At 68.9% G+C, this 17,190-nt stretch carries 15 protein-coding genes and 1 pseudogene; 8 read left to right on the plus strand and 8 right to left on the minus strand.

Features of this window, described 5'->3' with window-relative positions; genetic code table 11:
* Positions 1–38: 38 nt before the first annotated feature.
* Positions 39–833 (minus strand): pyrroline-5-carboxylate reductase, encoded by a 795-nt coding sequence (gene proC / locus ACFQVD_RS28985; RefSeq protein ID WP_343980926.1) that lies wholly within the window; start codon positions 831–833, stop codon positions 39–41.
* Between the two features lie 257 nt (positions 834–1,090).
* On the opposite strand from proC, the gene ACFQVD_RS28990 reads away from it, so the two are divergent.
* The 7 genes and pseudogenes from ACFQVD_RS28990 (at position 1,091) to ACFQVD_RS29020 (ending at position 9,818) form a co-directional block, all read left to right on the plus strand.
* Entirely contained in the window at positions 1,091–1,567 is a 477-nt protein-coding gene (locus ACFQVD_RS28990; protein WP_343980922.1) for a hypothetical protein, read from the plus strand.
* Positions 1,568–1,823: 256 nt separating this feature from the next.
* Entirely contained in the window at positions 1,824–3,695 is a 1,872-nt protein-coding gene (gene dnaK, locus ACFQVD_RS28995; RefSeq protein WP_343980919.1) for a molecular chaperone DnaK, read from the plus strand.
* Between the two features lie 28 nt (positions 3,696–3,723).
* Positions 3,724–4,341, plus strand: coding sequence for a nucleotide exchange factor GrpE (gene grpE / locus ACFQVD_RS29000; RefSeq protein ID WP_343980915.1), 618 nt, complete (start codon positions 3,724–3,726; stop codon positions 4,339–4,341).
* A gap of 34 nt (positions 4,342–4,375) precedes the next feature.
* Positions 4,376–5,575 (plus strand): molecular chaperone DnaJ, encoded by a 1,200-nt coding sequence (gene dnaJ / locus ACFQVD_RS29005; protein ID WP_343980911.1) that lies wholly within the window; start codon positions 4,376–4,378, stop codon positions 5,573–5,575.
* Between the two features lie 2 nt (positions 5,576–5,577).
* Positions 5,578–5,830, plus strand: a pseudogene (locus ACFQVD_RS29010) (heat shock protein transcriptional repressor HspR); the annotation flags it as partial.
* A 421-nt stretch (positions 5,831–6,251) separates the two neighbouring features.
* Positions 6,252–8,834, plus strand: coding sequence for an ATP-dependent chaperone ClpB (gene clpB / locus ACFQVD_RS29015; RefSeq protein ID WP_343980905.1), 2,583 nt, complete (start codon positions 6,252–6,254; stop codon positions 8,832–8,834).
* Between the two features lie 120 nt (positions 8,835–8,954).
* Positions 8,955–9,818 carry a hypothetical protein gene (locus ACFQVD_RS29020; RefSeq protein WP_343980901.1) on the plus strand — a complete coding sequence of 288 codons (864 nt, stop codon included), beginning with the start codon at positions 8,955–8,957 and terminating at the stop codon, positions 9,816–9,818.
* Positions 9,819–9,899: 81 nt separating this feature from the next.
* Here the strand turns inward: ACFQVD_RS29020 and ACFQVD_RS29025 are convergent, their stop codons facing one another.
* Positions 9,900–10,439, minus strand: a complete 540-nt coding sequence (locus ACFQVD_RS29025) for a tetratricopeptide repeat protein (RefSeq protein WP_386272581.1) — start codon at positions 10,437–10,439, stop codon at positions 9,900–9,902.
* 169 nt (positions 10,440–10,608) lie between these two features.
* Between ACFQVD_RS29025 and ACFQVD_RS29030 the strand changes: the two genes are divergently transcribed.
* A complete protein-coding gene (locus tag ACFQVD_RS29030; RefSeq protein ID WP_343980894.1) occupies positions 10,609–11,301 on the plus strand; it encodes a hypothetical protein in 693 nt (230 codons plus the stop codon).
* Here the strand turns inward: ACFQVD_RS29030 and ACFQVD_RS29035 are convergent.
* From ACFQVD_RS29035 to ACFQVD_RS29060, 6 genes are all read right to left on the minus strand, one after another.
* A complete protein-coding gene (locus ACFQVD_RS29035; protein ID WP_343981176.1) occupies positions 11,277–11,837 on the minus strand; it encodes a TetR family transcriptional regulator in 561 nt (186 codons plus the stop codon). The two genes, ACFQVD_RS29030 and ACFQVD_RS29035, sit on opposite strands and share 25 nt — an antisense overlap.
* Positions 11,838–11,955: 118 nt before the next feature.
* Positions 11,956–13,671 carry an SDR family oxidoreductase gene (locus ACFQVD_RS29040; protein ID WP_343980891.1) on the minus strand — a complete coding sequence of 572 codons (1,716 nt, stop codon included), beginning with the start codon at positions 13,669–13,671 and terminating at the stop codon, positions 11,956–11,958.
* Between the two features lie 142 nt (positions 13,672–13,813).
* Complete coding sequence (locus ACFQVD_RS29045) at positions 13,814–14,923, minus strand: CapA family protein (RefSeq protein WP_343980887.1); 1,110 nt, start codon at positions 14,921–14,923, stop codon at positions 13,814–13,816.
* A 405-nt stretch (positions 14,924–15,328) separates the two neighbouring features.
* On the minus strand, positions 15,329–15,529 hold the full coding sequence (locus tag ACFQVD_RS29050; RefSeq protein WP_343980884.1) for a DUF397 domain-containing protein: 201 nt from the start codon (positions 15,527–15,529) through the stop codon (positions 15,329–15,331).
* 379 nt (positions 15,530–15,908) lie between these two features.
* On the minus strand, positions 15,909–16,115 hold the full coding sequence (locus ACFQVD_RS29055; RefSeq protein ID WP_343980881.1) for a DUF397 domain-containing protein: 207 nt from the start codon (positions 16,113–16,115) through the stop codon (positions 15,909–15,911).
* 32 nt (positions 16,116–16,147) lie between these two features.
* Positions 16,148–17,008, minus strand: a complete 861-nt coding sequence (locus ACFQVD_RS29060) for a helix-turn-helix domain-containing protein (protein ID WP_386272587.1) — start codon at positions 17,006–17,008, stop codon at positions 16,148–16,150.
* Positions 17,009–17,190: the final 182 nt, after the last annotated feature.

Genomic DNA, 17,190 nt, shown 5'->3' on the forward strand with positions numbered 1-17,190 from the left:
TGCCTTATATAGGAAAATTTCCTAACAAAGGGGCTAGGTCAGCCCTCGGCGAGTTGGCGTCCCCTGTCCCTGGCGGCCTCGATGGCGGCCAGGAAGGCGGCTCGGACGCTGTGCCGCTCCAGTTCGGCGATGGCGGCGATGGTGGTGCCCCCCGGCGAGGTGACCGCCTCGCGCAGTATCACCGGGTGCTCGCCCGAGTCACGGAGCATGATCGCCGCGCCGACGATCGACTGGGTGACCATGTCGAGGGCGGCGGCACGGGGCATGCCGAGCAGGATTCCGGCGTCGACCATGGCCTCGACGAGATAGAAGAAGTAGGCGGGACCGCTGCCCGACAGGGCCGTGGCCGCGTCCTGCTGCGCCTCGGGGATGCGCAGCACCTTGCCGACCGGGCTGAACAGGTCCTCGGCGCGCCTGAGGTGCTCCTCGGAGGCGTGCGCTCCCGCCGAGATCACGCTCATCGCCTCGTCGACCAGCACCGGCGTGTTGGACATGACCCGGACCACCGGGATCTCGGCGCCGAGCCGCGACTCGACGAACGAGGTCGTGATCCCCGCCGCCGCCGAGATGACCAGCCGGTCGGCCGGCAGGTGCGCCGCGATCTCGGCGAGCAGGGACCCCATGTCCTGCGGCTTGACCGCGAGGATGATCGTGTCGGCGCTCTTGGCGGCCTCGGCGTTGGACACCACCCGTATGCCGTACTGCTTCGTGAGGGCCTCGCCCCGCTCGGCACGTCGTGCCGTCGCCATCACGTCGCCCGGCTTGAACCCGGCTCTGAGCAGCCCGGACAGCAGGGCCTCCCCCATCTTGCCGGTTCCAAGAATCGCGATCATGTGAGCACCTCGAAATCGGGTATCGAAACTCCCCGCAGCCTATCGGCCCCCCTTCCCGGGAAATCATCCAGCGGCGCCGGGTAGTGGCGATGTATGTGGACGTACGCCATCGACATGAACCGCCGTGCACCACGGGCCGACCGCACCGCCCGCCCACAATGACCTCGTCACGTTTTCGGCGGTCACGGCCGAGGTACGGCGCGACATCAGGGTGTCCTGAACCTCCCAGGGCCCGGATCCGTCTTAGGGGTATGCGTATGATCGTGACCCCCATCCTGGCCGGAAGCCTCCTGTTGGCCCTGGGCTGCGGCACCGAACCCAGCGCCACCGCACCCTCGCAGCCGGTGAGCCGGAGCACCGCCCTTCCCGGCGGCCCCTCGGAGCCGGCGAGCCACACCGTGGCCCCCCGGGACGAGCCCACCGGCGGCGGCCCCAGACCGACGAGACCAGAGGGCCACACCGAGAATCCCCGCAAGGTCAGGTGGCTGAAGGCGACTCCGTCGAAGGACGGCCGGAGCCTGCGGATCACCTGGTGGTCCGGGGTGGAGCCGTGCAACGTGCTCGACCGGGTCACCGTACGAGAGACCGCCAAGCGGGTGACCGTCACCCTCTGGGAGGGCCCGAGCAGCAAGGCCCAGAACGTCGCCTGCATCGAGATCGCCATCCAGAAGGTGACGACGGTCAAGCTCAAGAAGCCGCTCGGCGCCCGCAAGGTGGTCGACGGCGCCCGCTGACGTGGCACTCTCCGGGGTTCGCGCGTCCTGAGCGGACCCCCGCGGGCGGTGACCGGGGGACCTCCGGTCATCGCCGGGAACGACCACGCGCGTTCCCTCGTCGGAGGGGATGAAGGATCCCGCCCGTTGCCCGGAAATCGGGAATGCTTCCGCGCGGTCGAAGGTTGAGTCCAATAGGCTCAAGTCGTTTGACAAACCTCACGCGAGGTTCCACTATGAGTGGCATCGACTCAACTTTGACTACAAGGACGTACTCATGGCACGTGCGGTAGGTATCGACCTGGGGACGACCAACTCCGTCGTCTCGATTCTTGAGGGCGGTGAGCCCACCGTCATCGCCAACGCCCAGGGTTCGCGGACCACGCCGTCCGTGGTCGCCTTCGCGAAGAACGGCGAGGTCCTCGTCGGGGAGGTCGCCAAGCGGCAGGCCGTCACCAACGTCGACCGGACGATTCGCTCGGTCAAGCGCGAGATGGGCACCAACTGGACCGTCGAGATCGACGGCAAGAAGTTCTCCCCGCAGCAGATCAGCGCCTTCGTCCTGCAGAAGCTCAAGCAGGACGCCGAAGCCTACCTGGGCGAGAAGATCACCGACGCGGTGATCACCGTTCCCGCCTACTTCAACGACGCTCAGCGTCAGGCCACCCAGGAAGCCGGCACCATCGCCGGCCTCAATGTGCTGCGCATCATCAACGAGCCCACCGCCGCGGCGCTCGCCTACGGCCTGGACAAGGACAAGGACGAGACCATCCTCGTCTTCGACCTCGGCGGCGGCACCTTCGACGTGTCCCTGCTCGACGTCGGCCAGGAGGACGGCCACGGCTTCGTCGAGGTCAAGGCCACCAGCGGCGACAACCACCTCGGTGGTGACGACTGGGACCAGCGCGTCGTCGACGAGCTCGCCACCCGGTTCAAGAACGCCCACGGCGTCGACCTGACCAAGGACAAGATGGCCCTCCAGCGCCTGCGTGAGGCCGCGGAGAAGGCCAAGATCGAGCTCTCCAGCCAGTCGGAGACCTCCATCAACCTGCCCTACATCACCGCCTCGGCCGAGGGCCCCCTCCACCTGGAGGAGAAGCTCACCCGCGCCGAGTTCCAGCGGCTCACCGCCGACCTGCTCGAGCGGTGCAAGGGCCCGTTCAACCAGGTCGTCAAGGACGCCGGCATCAAGGTCTCCGACATCGCCCACGTGGTGCTCGTCGGCGGCTCGACCCGCATGCCCGCCGTCGCCGACCTCGTCAAGGAGCTGACCGGCGGCAAGGAGCCCAACAAGGGCGTCAACCCGGACGAGGTCGTGGCCATCGGCGCCGCCCTCCAGGCCGGTGTGCTCAAGGGCGAGGTCAAGGACGTCCTGCTGCTCGACGTGACCCCGCTGAGCCTGGGCATCGAGACCAAGGGCGGGATCTTCACCAAGATCATCGAGCGTAACACCACGATCCCGACCAAGCGCTCCGAGGTCTTCACCACGGCCGAGGACAACCAGCCGTCGGTGCAGATCCAGGTCTACCAGGGCGAGCGCGAGATCGCGGCGTACAACAAGAAGCTGGCCACCTTCGAGCTGACCGGCATCGCCCCGGCGCCGCGCGGGATCCCGCAGATCGAGGTCACCTTCGACATCGACGCCAACGGCATCGTCAACGTCTCCGCCAAGGACCTCGGCACCGGCAAGGAGCAGACGATGACGATCACCGGCGGCTCCGCGCTGCCGAAGGACGACATCGAGCGCATGATGCGCGAGGCCGAGTCCTACGCCGACGAGGACAAGAAGCGCCGCGAAGAGGCCGAGACGCGCAACAACGCCGACTCGCTCGTCTACCAGACCGAGAAGTTCCTCGGCGAGAACGCCGAGAAGGTCCCGGACGACATCAAGAACGAGGTCAACGAGGCCGTCTCCGAGCTCAAGAAGGCTCTGGAGGGCACCGACTCGTCCGAGATCCGCGCCTCCGCGGAGAAGCTCGCCACGGTCAGCCAGAAGATGGGCTCCGCCATCTACGCTCAGTCGCAGGCCTCCGAGGCCCCGACCGGCGCCCCCGGGGCGGACGCCACCGCCGGGCAGAAGGCGGACGACGACGTGGTCGAGGCCGAGATCGTGGACGACGAGCCGAAGCGCGACAGCGGCACCAAGTGACGGCCGGAAAGTCGAGGGGAGCAGCAGCGTGAGCACGCGCGAGAACGGTTCCGAGGAGGAGCCGGTGATCCGCGACAACCGGAAGATAGACCCGGAGACGGGACAGGTTCGCGAGACGGCCCCGGCGGAGGCCACGGGTCAGGACGACAAGGAACAGGCCGACAGGTCGTCCTCGTCCTCCCTGGCATCGGACCTCGCCTCGATCGAGCTGGCCACCCAACTCGCCGAGCGCACCGCGGACCTACAGCGTCTTCAGGCCGAGTATTCCAACTATCGCAAGCGGGTCGAGCGGGACCGGGCCGTGGTCAAGGAGCAGGCGGTGGCCGGCGCGCTGACCGAACTGCTTCCTGTCCTCGACGACATCGGCCGGGCCCGCGACCACGGCGAGCTGACCGGCGGTTTCGCCAAGGTGAGCGAGTCGCTGGAGGCGGCCACGGGGAAGCTGGGGCTGAGCGCCTTCGGCACCAAGGGCGAACCGTTCGACCCGACGGTGCACGAGGCCCTGATGCACAGTTACTCCCCCGACGTCACAGAGCCGACCTGCGTGGAGATCCTGCAGCCCGGTTACCGGATCGGCGAGCGAGTGCTCCGCCCCGCGCGAGTCGCGGTGGCCGAGCCCGAAGAGCCCGCCGCGGACGACAACTGACCCCCCAAGATCCAATCTCTGAGAAGGAACGTGGATGAGCACCAAGGACTACTTGGAGAAGGACTACTACGCCGTCCTTGGTGTGCCCAAGACCGCCACGGCCGATGAGATCAAGAAGGCGTACCGGAAGTTGGCCAGGAAGTATCACCCTGACGCCAACCCCGGAAGCTCGGAGACCTCCGAGAGCACCGCCAAGTTCAAGGAGGTCTCCGAGGCCTACGACATCCTGTCCGACACCAAGCGCCGCAAGGAGTACGACGAGGCGCGGACGCTGTTCGGATCGGGTCTGGGCGGCTACGCCGGGGCCGGGGGGGCTCCGCGTACCGGCGCGGGTGGGTTCCCGTTCGACCTGGGAGACCTCTTCGGGGGCACCAACCAGCAGAGCGGTGCCGGGGAGCGCATCGGCGACATCTTCGGCGGCCTCTTCAACCGGGGTGGCGCGAGCCGCCCCGGCGGAACGTCGACCAGGGCACGGCGCGGCCAGGACATCGAGTCCGAGGTCTCGCTCTCCTTCTCCGAGGCGGTGGAGGGCACCACGGTCTCGCTCCGCCTGACCAGTTCCTCCGCGTGCACCGCGTGCGGGGGAACCGGCGCCAAGGCCGGCACCACCCCGCGGGTCTGCCCGACCTGCGAGGGCACCGGGGCGGCCAGCCGCAACCTCGGAAACTTCGCCTTCTCCGAGCCGTGCCGCGACTGCAAGGGCCGCGGCCTGCTGGTGGACGACCCGTGCCAGGTGTGTGAGGGGAGCGGGCGGGGCAAGAGCACCCGCACGATCCAGGCCCGCATCCCGGCGGGGGTCGGCGACGGCCAGCGCATCAAGATCAAGGCGAAGGGCGCCCCCGGGGAGAACGGCGGCCCCGCCGGTGACCTCTACGTCCAGATCCACGTCAAGCCGCACTCCGTGTTCGGCAGGACGGGTGAGAACCTGACGGTCACCGTCCCGGTCACCTTCACCGAGGCGGCGCTGGGGGCCGAGATCAAGGTGCCGATTCTCAAGGGAATGCCGGTCACGCTGCGCATCCCCGAAGGCACCCCGAACGGCCGCACCTTCCGGGTGCGCGGCAGGGGTGTGGCACGCAAGGACGGCACCAAGGGCGATCTGCTCGCCACGATCGAGGTTCTGGTGCCACAGCAGCTGGAGGACAAGGCGAGAGGGGCCCTTGAGGAGTTCCGCGACGCCACCTCGGGTGGTGACCCACGGGCGGACCTCATCGAACAGGCCAGAAGCGAGTAGCCATGGAAGCCAACTACTTCGATCTGTCGGATGACACACCCGTCTATGTGATCTCGGTGGCCGCCCAGCTGTCAGGTCTGCACCCGCAGACCCTTCGCCAGTACGACCGTCTCGGCCTGGTAAGCCCAGGCCGTACGGCGGGACGCGGACGCCTGTACTCCACCCGCGACATCATGATGCTCCGCGAGGTCCAGCGGCTCTCCCAGGAGGAGGGCATCAACCTCGCGGGCATCAAGCGAATCCTGGTCCTCGAGACGGAGGCCCTGCGCCTGCGTGACGAGAACCACCGTCTCCGCTCGGAGATGAACATGATCCGCGCCCTCATCCAGTACCAGCTGCCCCCCGCCTGAGAACTCCCGCCCGTGAGGTCGCGCCGGTGACTGGACCGAGGAGGTCGGGGCCGTGAGGAACGAACGACCCCGACCGACAAGGGAAGGAACCGGACCCCAGCGACCGAACCGCGACGCGCCAGCGTCGCCGGTGACTCGTGAGGTCGCGCCGGTGACTGGACCGACGAGGGAAGGAACCGGGCCCCAGCGACCGAACCGCGACGCGCCGACGTCGCCAATGGCCCGTGAGACCGCGCCGGTGACGGGGGAAGTCACCGGACCCAGTGGCCGAACCGCGACGCGCCGGCGTCGCCGGCAGCACCTCCTGAACCACACGAGGGAAGTCAATGGACTACAAGCTCACCCAGAAGAGTCAGGCGGCGGTCTCCTCCGCCATCCGGCGGGCAGCCGCGGAGGGCAACCCCGAGGTCGCCCCCGCTCATCTGTTCACCTCACTGCTCGCCCAGACCGGCGGCACCGCGGTGCCCCTGCTCGAAGCGGTGGGCGCCGACTGGAAGCAACTGCGGATCGAGGCCGAGAAGCAGCTCGCGGCCCTGCCGAAGGCACAGGGCGCCACGGTCAGCGCCCCGTCGAGCTCCCGGCAGCTGCTCACCGTGATGAACACGGCGGCCCAGCGGGCCCGTGGCCTTGAGGACGACTACGTCTCGACCGAGCACCTGCTGGTCGGTCTCGCCACGGACGGCGGCCCCATCGCCGAACTGCTCAAATCGCGCGGCGCGAGCCCGAACACGCTGCTCGACGCCTTCGAGAAGGTACGCGGGCACGCCAGGGTGACCAGCGAGACGCCCGAGGACACCTACCAGGCGCTGGAGAAGTACGGGATCGACCTGACCGAGCGGGCCCGGGCGGGCAAGCTCGACCCGGTGATCGGCCGCGACTCGGAGATCCGGCGCGTCGTCCAGGTGCTCAGCCGCCGCACCAAGAACAACCCGGTGCTCATCGGCGAGCCCGGCGTCGGAAAGACCGCCGTGGTGGAGGGGCTGGCCCAGCGGATCGTCGCGGGTGACGTGCCCTCCAGCCTGCGCGACAAGCGTCTGATCGCGCTCGACCTGGGCGCGATGGTCGCCGGCGCCAAGTACCGCGGCGAGTTCGAGGAGCGCCTCAAGGCGGTGCTCGGGGAGATCAAGGAGAGTGACGGCCAGGTTGTCACCTTCATCGACGAGCTGCACACCATGGTCGGCGCGGGCGCCGGCGAGGGCGCGATGGACGCGGGCAACATGCTCAAGCCCATGCTGGCCCGCGGCGAGCTGAGGATGATCGGCGCCACCACGCTGGACGAATACCGCGAGCGCATCGAGAAGGACCCCGCGCTGGAGCGGCGGTTCCAGCAGGTCTACGTGGGCGAGCCCACCGTCGAGGACACGATCGCCATCCTGCGCGGCCTCAAGGGGCGCTACGAGGCACACCACCAGGTCCAGATCGCCGACGGCGCGCTGGTGGCCGCCGCCGCACTCTCCGACCGCTACATCACCTCCCGCTTCCTGCCCGACAAGGCGATCGACCTCGTCGACGAGGCCGCCTCCCGGCTCCGCATGGAGATCGACTCCCGTCCCGTCGAGATCGACCAGCTCCAGCGGAACGTGGACCGGATGAAGATGGAGGAGCTGGCGCTCGCCAAGGAGACCGACGAGAGCAGCCTGCAGCGGCTGGAGCGGCTCCGCGGGGAACTCGCCGACCGCCAGGAGGAGCTCAACGCCCTGGTCGGCCGGTGGGAGCAGGAGAAGGCCGGGCTCAACCGGGTCGGTGACCTGAAGAAGCAGATCGACGAGGTGCGAAGCGCCGCCGAGCGCGCGCAGCGCGACGGCGACTTCGAGGCCGCCTCGCGGCTGATGTACGCCGAGGTGCCCAGCCTGGAGGCCAAGCTCGCCGAGGCCAGCAAGGCCGCCCAGCCCGAGAACCCGATGGTCAAGGAGGAGGTCGGCGCCGACGACATCGCCCAGGTCATCTCCTCGTGGACCGGCATCCCCGCGGGCCGGCTGCTCGAAGGCGAGACCGGCAAGCTGCTCCGCATGGAGGAGGAGCTCGGCAGGCGGCTGATCGGCCAGCGGCAGGCGGTCGAAGCGGTCTCCGACGCCGTACGGCGAGCGCGGGCCGGCATCTCCGACCCGGACCGGCCGACCGGCAGTTTCCTGTTCCTCGGCCCGACGGGCGTCGGCAAGACGGAGCTGGCCAAGGCGCTGGCGGACTTCCTGTTCGACGACGAGCGGGCGATGGTCCGCATCGACATGAGCGAGTACGGCGAGAAGCACAGCGTCTCGCGGCTGGTGGGCGCCCCGCCCGGTTACGTGGGCTACGAGGAGGGCGGCCAGCTCACCGAGGCCGTGCGGCGCAGGCCGTACACCGTGGTGCTGCTGGACGAGGTCGAGAAGGCGCACCCCGAGGTCTTCGACATCCTGCTCCAGGTGCTCGACGACGGGCGGCTCACCGACGGCCAGGGCCGGACCGTCGACTTCCGCAACGTGATCCTGATTCTCACCTCGAACATCGGCTCGCAGTTCCTCGTGGACCCGAGCATGACGAAGGAGGCTCAGCGGACCGCCGTGATGGCCGCGGTCAGGGGCTCGTTCAAACCCGAGTTCCTCAACCGGCTCGACGACGTGATCCAGTTCGACGCGCTCGGCACCGAGGAGCTCTCCCGGATCGTGGACCTGCAGGTGACCCACCTGGGCAGGCGCCTGGCGGACCGGCGGCTCACGCTGACGGTGACCCCGGCGGCACGCGACTGGCTGGCGCTGACCGGCTACGACCCGCTGTACGGCGCGCGTCCGCTCCGCCGCCTCGTCCAGTCCGCGATCGGCGACAAGCTGGCCAAGGAGGTGCTCTCCGGCGAGGTCCAGGACGGCGACGAGGTGCTGGTCGACCTCGACGAGGCGAGCGACTCCTTGAACATCGGCCCGGTAAGGGCTTGACCATCACCGGATGGGCCCCGGTAATGGCTCGACCACCATTGGGCTAAGCGCGCCCCCGGGCAAGACCCCCCTGTTACGTTCGGCAGTCATCGGATTACCGAACGCAACAGGGGGATGTGCATGTCGAACTCATCACGGAACATCAGGGGAATCCTCGCGGTGGCGCTGCTCACCGCAGGCGCCGGCTGGACCATGGTCTCTCCGGCCTCGGCGGAGGTCGCGCCCTGCCAGGAGCGCGAGGCCGCGGGGGCGCAGCAGGCGCCCGGGGCCATGGCGGCCGGCTGCGAGGAGGCCGGCGACGCCGGAACACCGGCGATCGCAGACGGTTCCGGGGCGTCGATGACCGCGAACACCGGCGAGACGCCGGTGACCGCGAACATCGGCGGGACGCCGGTCGCGACGGACGGCGCCGAGGCATCGGTGACCGCCGGCACCGGCGAGGTGCCGGTGACCGCGGAGCGGCTCGCACACGTCACCGACCTGCCGGATCTCTCCCAGGCCTCAGCGCTGGTCAGCTTCGCCGATGCCGGAGGCGTCGCCGCGGGCACCGGCTTCCACGCGCTGCCCTTCGGGCAGTCGAGCCTTCCCGGTCACGAGTGGACGAACTCCTGGGTGAGCATCGTGGCCGACGCACCGGACCTGCCCGGCCTGCCGGGGGCGCCGGGTGCTCCCAGCGACGGCATCAGCTGGCTGCGAGCCCCGGTGCCGCCGGCGCCCGAGCGACCCGCCGAAGCGGCGGTCACGCCGGACGACGCGCCGCTACCCCAGCCGGCCCAGGCGGACGCCGTCACCGAGGACCTGCCGTCGGCCGAAACGCCGGTGGTGGAGCCTCCGGCCGCCGCACGCCCGGAGGCCCCCGCGGCGCCGGAGACTTCCGCGGCGCCGGACACCTCCGCGGGCGAGGCCGCCACGGCGGAGGGCGGCGCGGAGCCTTCCGTCCTCCCCGCCTTGGAGAGGGCGATCCCGGGCCTCAATGTGGGGTAACCACCGGATCGCGAACCACCACGGAGGAAGGGTCGTGCCCCAACGGGCACGGCCCTTTCCTGGTTTCAGGGCGGCCCGCCGTCAGCAGGAAGCGTCGAGGAGGGCGTCGAGCTCGTCTTCGGGGAGCCCGAGGTCGACGCGGATCCGGTAGCGGGTTCTGAGCAGGGCGATGTGTTCGCCACCGCCCTCCACCGCCTGGTGCGCCCCCTCGGTGGCCCACCGATGGGCCTCCCCGAGGTCTCCGTAGGCGACGAGCGTCTCGGCGACCGTGAGAGCGGTGGCCGCGGTGACCCCACCGACCGCGTGGATCGCCGCGATCACCTCTCTCGCCTCGTCCGGCTGTTCGAGCTCGAAAAGAGTGTCGGCTATCCCGGCCCGGGGATCGACGCTCACCTCGCCACCGTCGTCCACCGCTCGCTGGAAGCAGTCGAGGGCCCGAGCGGGCTGTCCGGCCTGCCGCCACTCCTCGGCGGCGAGCACGAGGATCGCCGCCCGCGACATGTCGCCGGACGCGTACGCCTCGACCAGGGCTTCGAGTCGCCGGGCCAGGGCTTCGTGATCGTCGGCCAGAAGTGCCTGCTCAAGCAATCGATCAAGTTGCTCACGTGTCACATGCGCCACATCGCGAGAGTACCGAGCGACGCTCGACCGCGTACGGCCAACGGCAGGTATTGGCCATATGACCTTGAGTAAACGAACGACTACGGTGCGCGTGTTTCTCCAGTAAAACGGGCATATGAGCGACGACTCCTGCTAGGGGAGCACATCATCGGGAGGAGCTGCGATGGGCATGTCCAGGCAGACGGCCTTCACCCTGATGCTTCTCCTGGCCTTCTCTGTGATCGTTCCGGGATCCGCCGGATATCTGTCGGTCAAGATGGAGGCGATCGACCAGGCCCACCAGGAGCTGCTCACCCTGGAGAGCAGGCTCCGTCATGAGAAGCTCGCCGCCCGGATCAAGAGGATGGAGCGGGTCCATCGGGCACGGCGTCTCCAACCGGTCACCCCCTCTGGCCGCGAGCCCCCCGAGCCCGTCCGGAGTTCCCGCGTCGAGTCCGGGACGCTGCCGCCCGGACCCGGCACGGTCGTAGCGGTGCCGATCGAGCCGGGCGCGGAGTGGTCACGCGAGAGCCGGCCGCGCGCGCAACGGCAGGATGTGCAGCGGCAGAGCCCCCAGAGACCGGGAACAGCCTGGCAGAACCCACAGGGGCCGGAAGCGCGGAGACCGACGGCACAGAGACGCGTTGAGACCGGGACGGCCGGGGCGGCAGGCATGGCCGGCGGGACCTTCGCGCAGGAGCGGTGGTCCCAGCTCGAACGCCGGGGCAGGGCCCGGCAGTATCGGGAACGACTCACCGACGCGGGGCCCGTGTCCGCCACGCCGGACTCGATCGGCGGCGGGAATCCGCGTGAGGGCACCGGCGAGCCTTTCGAAGAGAACCTTCTCCCCCAGCCCTCTCAGACCGAGACCCGGGCGAACTGACGGTTCAGATAGCCACGGATCAGGCGCTTGGCCTCGGCCACGATCTCCGGGGCGCCGTTCGGATCACGACGGAACGCCAGCTTGAGCACCGCGTCTCCGGCCTCCACCGCGACCAGGATGGCCAGGTCGAACTCCTCGCTGTCGGCCAGGCCGTACTCCTGCAGGAGGAGGCCGCGCAGCCGTCCGGCGATCACCGTGTTGTTCTCAGAACCGGCGTCGAGCAGGTTGAGGTCGACCACGTCGCCGAAGTGCAGGGACCGGAAACCCGGCACGGTCCTGTGCATCTCCACGTACTCATCGATGATCGCGTCGACCGCGTCCCACCAGCCCGCGTAGTCCTCCGACAGGAAGCGTCTCCCGATCCGGGAGACGAACCCTTCGATGTGGCGCCGGGTCACCGCCTGGGCGATGGCCCGCTTGTCGGGAAAGAACTGGTAGACCGAGCCGATCGCGACCCCCGCGCGCTCGGCGATCCGCGTGGTGGAAAGCGCGTCGTAGCCGATCTCGTCCAGCAGGTCGGCGCACGCGTCGAGCATTCGCTCCACGCGCCGTGCGCTCCGTCGCTGGGTGGGCTGACGCCGCAGCGGGGCTTCGCAGGGATCCTCGGCAGGCACGATGGACACCCCACCATCTTGCCCGCCGAACGCCGTCAGGTCAGTGCTTATTCGCCAATCGCGAGATTTCGCCGCCGGCCAGCCGTGCCAGCCGGCGCACGGCCGCCGGGGAGATCCGCGAGAGCGCGTAACCGATTTTGCCCTCCGCGTTCACGGCGACGACGGGCAGGTCACGGTGGACCGCGCGCAGGATGTGCGCGGCCACCCGCTCGGGCGGGTACCCGCGCGCGGCCAGCGCCCTCCCCGCGGGCTTGCCGGTGCCCTCGGCGAGCTCGCCGACGTACGTGGCGTTCCGCGCGATCGCGGTGGAGACGAACCCGGGACAGATCGCGGTGACCCCGATCCCCTGCCCGGCGAGCTCCGCGCGCAGGCAGTCGCTGAGCATCTTCACCGCCGCCTTCGACGTCGAGTACGCGGGCAGCAGCCGGCTGGGCAGGAAGGCGGCGAGCGAGGCCACGTTCACGATGTGACCGCCCTGGCCGCGCTCGGCCATCTGGGCGGCGAACAGGCGGCAGCCGTGGATGACGCCCCACAGGTTCACGTCCAGGGTCCGCCGCCAGTCGTCGACCGAGTGGGCGAGGAACGGGCCGGCCACCGCGATTCCCGCGTTGTTGACCACGATGTCGGGCACGCCGTACCGGTCTCTGACCGTCCGCGCGAACTCCTCCATCCCGGTGGCGTCCGCGACGTCCACCTGCTGGGCGTGCGCCGTGCCCCCACCCGCGACGATGCCCCGCACGGTGCGGCCGGCCGCGCCGAGATCGATGTCCGCGCAGATCACCTCGGCGCCGTGCGCGGCGAAGGCGCGGGCCGTGGCCCGCCCGATCCCGCTGCCCGCACCGGTGACGACCACCAGCCGGTCGTCGTAGGGCCCACGTCTGCCGGGCCGGTCCCCGCGCAGTTCCCTGGAGGGCGGTGCCCCCTCGACGTGCTCGGCGAACTCGGCGATCATGCGGGCGAGCACCCGGGGATGGCTGCGCTGCGCCCAGTGACCCGCGGGTATGCGGCGGTGCCACAGTTTTGGCACCCACAGGCGCGTCGAGGCGAGCAGCGCGGAGGAGACGAACGGATCCCTCGTGGTCTCGATGAGCTGGACGGGTGTCCGGGAGACGGGCTCGGCGGGCGTCCCCCGGCGGGTCAGCATGTTGGCCCGGTAGAGGCCGAGGCCGTTCAGTCCGTCCCTGACGAGCGTGTCCGCGGGGTGTCCCGGGCGTCCGGCCGCCCGCACGGACCTTCTCATCACGCGCGGCAGCACGGCGCGCAGGACGAGTTCGGGGATGACGGGAATCTGGAAGGCGCCGATGTACCAGGAGCGCAGGAGCTGCCCGGCGACCTCGCGCGGACGGCCGTGCCGTACGAAGTGGGCCGCCTGGTCCAGGTGTGGGCCGCCGACGGAGGTGAAGGAGAGGATCCGCTCCTCGATTCCCGGCCTGCCGATCAGCCTCCAGCCCTGGATGGAACCCCAGTCGTGCCCGACGAGGTGCACTCCCGGCTTGCCCACCGTGTCCAGGACCGCGGTCATGTCGGCGGCCAGGTGGTCGTAGTCGTAGCCCTCGGTGGCACGCGGGGCGCCGGAGAGCCCGGCACCGCGGACGTCGTAGCGGACCACGTGGAAGCGGTCCTCCAGCAGCGAGGCGACCTCGTCCCAGACCCGGTGGGTGTCCGGGTAGCCATGGACCAGCAGGACCGTGGGGGCGGCGGGGTCACCCTGCTCGAACAGTGCCAGCCGCACGTCGCCGGACTCGACCCACCGCACCACGACCTCCGGTTGGACAGATTGTCCAAGACAGTAGTCGAACAGAACGGGACCCTGCCAGGCCGTTTCCCGCGGCCGGCCGCGCGCGACCAAGGACGATCGCCGAAGGCGACGCGGCGCGGGGAGGGCAGGGCCGGCCCGGTCAGCCGGACTGACCGGGTCTGGCGGCCAGTCCGGTGCAGTCGCGCAGCGCCTTCCAGTTCGCGATGGCCTGCTGCCTTCCGAGCCCGGTGATCGGGATCGGCACCCCGCCCTGGATGCTGGCCGGGGTCCACTGGTCCTTGAGCACCCTGCGGCCGTTGATCGTCAGGGTGAGCACACCGGTCCTGCCGGTCTCCGGGCCCCAGTTGTAGAAGACGAAGTTACCCATGCCGTAGTTGACGTAGCTGTTCTTCAGGTAGCCGCCGCCGAGCAGGATGTGCGCGTGGCCGCCCACGATGACATCCGCCCCGGCCGCGACCAGCTTGGGCGCCAGGCCCCGCTGCGCCTCGTTGGGGCACTTCTGCAGTTCGGTGCCCCAGTGCAGGTGGACGATCACGGTGTCGGAGTTCTTGCGGGCCCTGCGCACCTCCTGGATCAACCGCGCCTCGTTCTTGGCCGAGGCGAGGCCGGCCTTGTCGCCGGAGGCGGTCCACGCCCCGACGAACTCCGCGTCCAGCACCTGGGTGGCGCCGATGATGGCGACGCGGTTGCCGTTCACGGTGGTCCGCCACGGCCGATAGGCCTCGGCCTCGTTCCTGCCCACGCCCACAACGGGGAACTTGGCGCGTTTTATGGCGGCGAGGGAGTCGGTCAATCCGCTCTGCATGTAGTCCATGCCGTGGTTGTTCGCCAGGGACGCCACGTCCACCCCTGACGCCTTCAGCGCGGTCAGCGCGGCCGCCGGAGCACGGAAGGTGTACTGCTTGCCCGGTGCGGGGGTGCCACCGGTGGTGATCGCGGTCTCCAGGTTGACCATCGCCAGGTCGGAGCGACTGAGCACCTTGGCGATCGGGCCGAGCGCGGTCTTCGGATTGGCGTTCAGACGGGTCCGCAACACGCCCTCGAAGTGCACGTCGCCACCAAAGGAGATGGTGTACGGCTTGCGTTCGGGGGTAGGGGTGGGCTCCGTCTGGGGGGTCGGCTTCTCCTCGACGTCGGCGAGTGCGCCGGGGGTGACCGACTCGGCCGTGGAACAGGCCGCGAGGAGCACGGCTGAGGCGGTGATCGTGGCGGCCAGGGCAAGACGTCGGGCGGTGCTGTACGTGTCCATCGGTATCCGAGGATGCCATCTCGCCCGCGATGTGTGGCACAACTCGCCCTACGGGATTCGATTCCACAAAACTTGACTAAGTTGCTTATTTGAATAATTCAAGTTTAGAACGTACCGCCTCGTCCATGGAGGATGCGGACCGGATTCGGCAGGCGGGCCTTCGGGTGACCGCGGCCCGGCCGGCGATCATGCAGAGCGTACGGGAGGGCGACCACCTCGACGTGGACGCCGTCTGTCACGGCGTGCGCGGCCGGATCGCCCAGGTCTCCCCGCGGGGCGTCGTCCAGGGCCTGGGCGTCGCAGTCGCCCCTCTCCCCGTACGGCTTTTCCCCGGCCCTCCCGGAGAGACACGCGAAAGGGGCCTGACCGCCGTTGGACAAGCCCCCGTCCGAGGTGCGGAACCGTTCAGAAGTCGAACTTCCCACCTTTCACCCCACCGACGAACGCGGCCCATCCGGCATGGCCGAAAACGAGCACCGGTCCTTCCCGGTCCTTGCTGTCGCGCACACCCACTTCGCGTCCGGAGAGCCGTGCCACCTCCACACAGTTACCGTTGAGGGAACTGTGGCTGCTCTTCTTCCAGATCAACGCATCACCCGATTCCATGCCCGTCCTCTCACCTGACAGCACCAATGCCAGAATTTCACCGAGAAGACCGGGAAAGACAAGACCCTTATCTGGAATAGTCGGCTAACCGGCGGGTTTATCGGGTCAGGTCCCATACCGGGGGACCGGCGACGGCGGAGCCCACGGTTCTCCCCGCCGTCAGGAACACGAGCACGCTTCGCAGCGGTCTTGATCGACCGACCGACACGTCACCCGTGTCGATGAGAGCCTTCCCTCATGTCCGTGTCGGCCGGCGACACGCCGGGACGGCGGACTCCGCCGACGACGCGGCCGATCGAAACGAAGGGCGCCCATCTCCGCTCTCGCGGCGAAAGGCGCCCGGGGAGACGGCCCGCGACCGGCGAGCCGTCTTCGATCCTCAGAGACGCAATCCGTCTTTCTTGATCGCGCCGATGAAGATTCCCCACTCCTCGCGGGTGAAGACCAGGACCGGCCCTGACCGTTCCTTGCTGTCCCGGACCCCCGTGCGGCCTCCGTCCAGCACCGCCACCTCGACACAGTTCCCGTTCACGGAACTCAGCGAGCTTTTCTTCCACTCGGCGGCGCCGATATGTTTCTTGTTCATTTGTCTTCCAATATGTGCATAGCGGCCTGCCGCTATCTTTTCCAGTACTCCGTTGTGTTTCTCATCAGTTCCTGTGACGCCGTCTCGTCCAGAGCCCTTTCCATCAGGTGGCCGAAGGCCCGTTCGTACCCGTAGACCATTTCCGCGTCCTCTATGAACCGTCCACCGAACAAGGACTCCAGGTAGACGACATCGGGGAAGTCGGAGAACGTCAGGTGCACGAAGGTGCCCGTGGACACCGGCGGCGGAACGTCCTGGGGCAGGATCCGTATCTCCACGTGCGGCAACCGGGAGATCTCGATCAGATGCAGGAGCTGGTCTCGCATGACCCGGGCGTCGCCGTACTGGTTCTTCAGCACGGACTCGTGGAAGACGCTTATGTGCGTCAGCGGTCGCGGCGCGTGCAGCAGGGTGTGCTGGCGCATCATCCGGATCTCCGCGCGATCCTGAAACCAGCTCGACGGTAGCTGGCTGGCGTGTTGACCCGCCGCGAGGAGCTCCCGGGCGTACTCCTTCGTCTGGAGAAGTCCGGGCACGACCTGGGGTTCCCAGTCTCGCGTCATGGTGGCCTCCGCCTCCATCCCGATGAGCGTGATGTAGTCCTCGGGGACGGAACTTCGATATCGCTCCCACCACCCCTTCCGGGCGGCGTCGTGTCGCAACGCGACCAGAGCCTCCCGCAGGTGCCCGTCGACCCCGTAGAGCCCGCAGAGCGCCTCGACGTCCTCCTCCTTGGCCAGTGTCTTGGCGGTCTCGATGCGACTGACCTTGGCGGTCGACCAGCCAAGACGGTCGGACACCTCGTCGCCGGTCATGTTCAGGCCTTCACGGAGCCGACGAAGCTCCATGCCCAGCCGACGCCGGCGGAGCGCTGGACTACCACGTTCCGGCATCACGACCTCCTCGCCATGACGGGCGGGTGGACGTCATGGCCTCAACAGGAACCAGACGAATGGTAGTGCAAATTACACTGTAGTTTGCAGTGTATTCGGAGAAGTTTATTGCTTTTTTCCTTACGGCAAGTCTTGCAGGGAAATCTCTGCTGAGCGACTATCAGAACAGGAAGGTTCCCGGA

Source organism: Streptosporangium amethystogenes subsp. fukuiense, assembly GCF_042665875.1.
GTDB classification, from domain to species: domain Bacteria; phylum Actinomycetota; class Actinomycetes; order Streptosporangiales; family Streptosporangiaceae; genus Streptosporangium; species Streptosporangium fukuiense.

Excerpts from the sequence above, each read along its gene's own strand:
- dnaK (WP_343980919.1), top strand. The coding sequence starts at position 1,824 with ATGGCACGTGCGGTAGGTATCGACCTGGGGACGACCAACTCCGTCGTC.
- ACFQVD_RS29050 (WP_343980884.1), bottom strand. The coding sequence starts at position 15,529 with ATGGAATCGGGTGATGCGTTGATCTGGAAGAAGAGCAGCCACAGTTCC.
- ACFQVD_RS29020 (WP_343980901.1), top strand. The coding sequence starts at position 8,955 with ATGTCGAACTCATCACGGAACATCAGGGGAATCCTCGCGGTGGCGCTG.
- dnaJ (WP_343980911.1), top strand. The coding sequence starts at position 4,376 with ATGAGCACCAAGGACTACTTGGAGAAGGACTACTACGCCGTCCTTGGT.
- ACFQVD_RS28990 (WP_343980922.1), top strand. The coding sequence starts at position 1,091 with ATGATCGTGACCCCCATCCTGGCCGGAAGCCTCCTGTTGGCCCTGGGC.
- ACFQVD_RS29045 (WP_343980887.1), bottom strand. The coding sequence starts at position 14,923 with ATGGACACGTACAGCACCGCCCGACGTCTTGCCCTGGCCGCCACGATC.
- ACFQVD_RS29060 (WP_386272587.1), bottom strand. The coding sequence starts at position 17,008 with ATGCCGGAACGTGGTAGTCCAGCGCTCCGCCGGCGTCGGCTGGGCATG.
- proC (WP_343980926.1), bottom strand. The coding sequence starts at position 833 with ATGATCGCGATTCTTGGAACCGGCAAGATGGGGGAGGCCCTGCTGTCC.
- ACFQVD_RS29030 (WP_343980894.1), top strand. The coding sequence starts at position 10,609 with ATGTCCAGGCAGACGGCCTTCACCCTGATGCTTCTCCTGGCCTTCTCT.
- ACFQVD_RS29035 (WP_343981176.1), bottom strand. The coding sequence starts at position 11,837 with ATGCTCGACGCGTGCGCCGACCTGCTGGACGAGATCGGCTACGACGCG.
- ACFQVD_RS29055 (WP_343980881.1), bottom strand. The coding sequence starts at position 16,115 with ATGAACAAGAAACATATCGGCGCCGCCGAGTGGAAGAAAAGCTCGCTG.
- clpB (WP_343980905.1), top strand. The coding sequence starts at position 6,252 with ATGGACTACAAGCTCACCCAGAAGAGTCAGGCGGCGGTCTCCTCCGCC.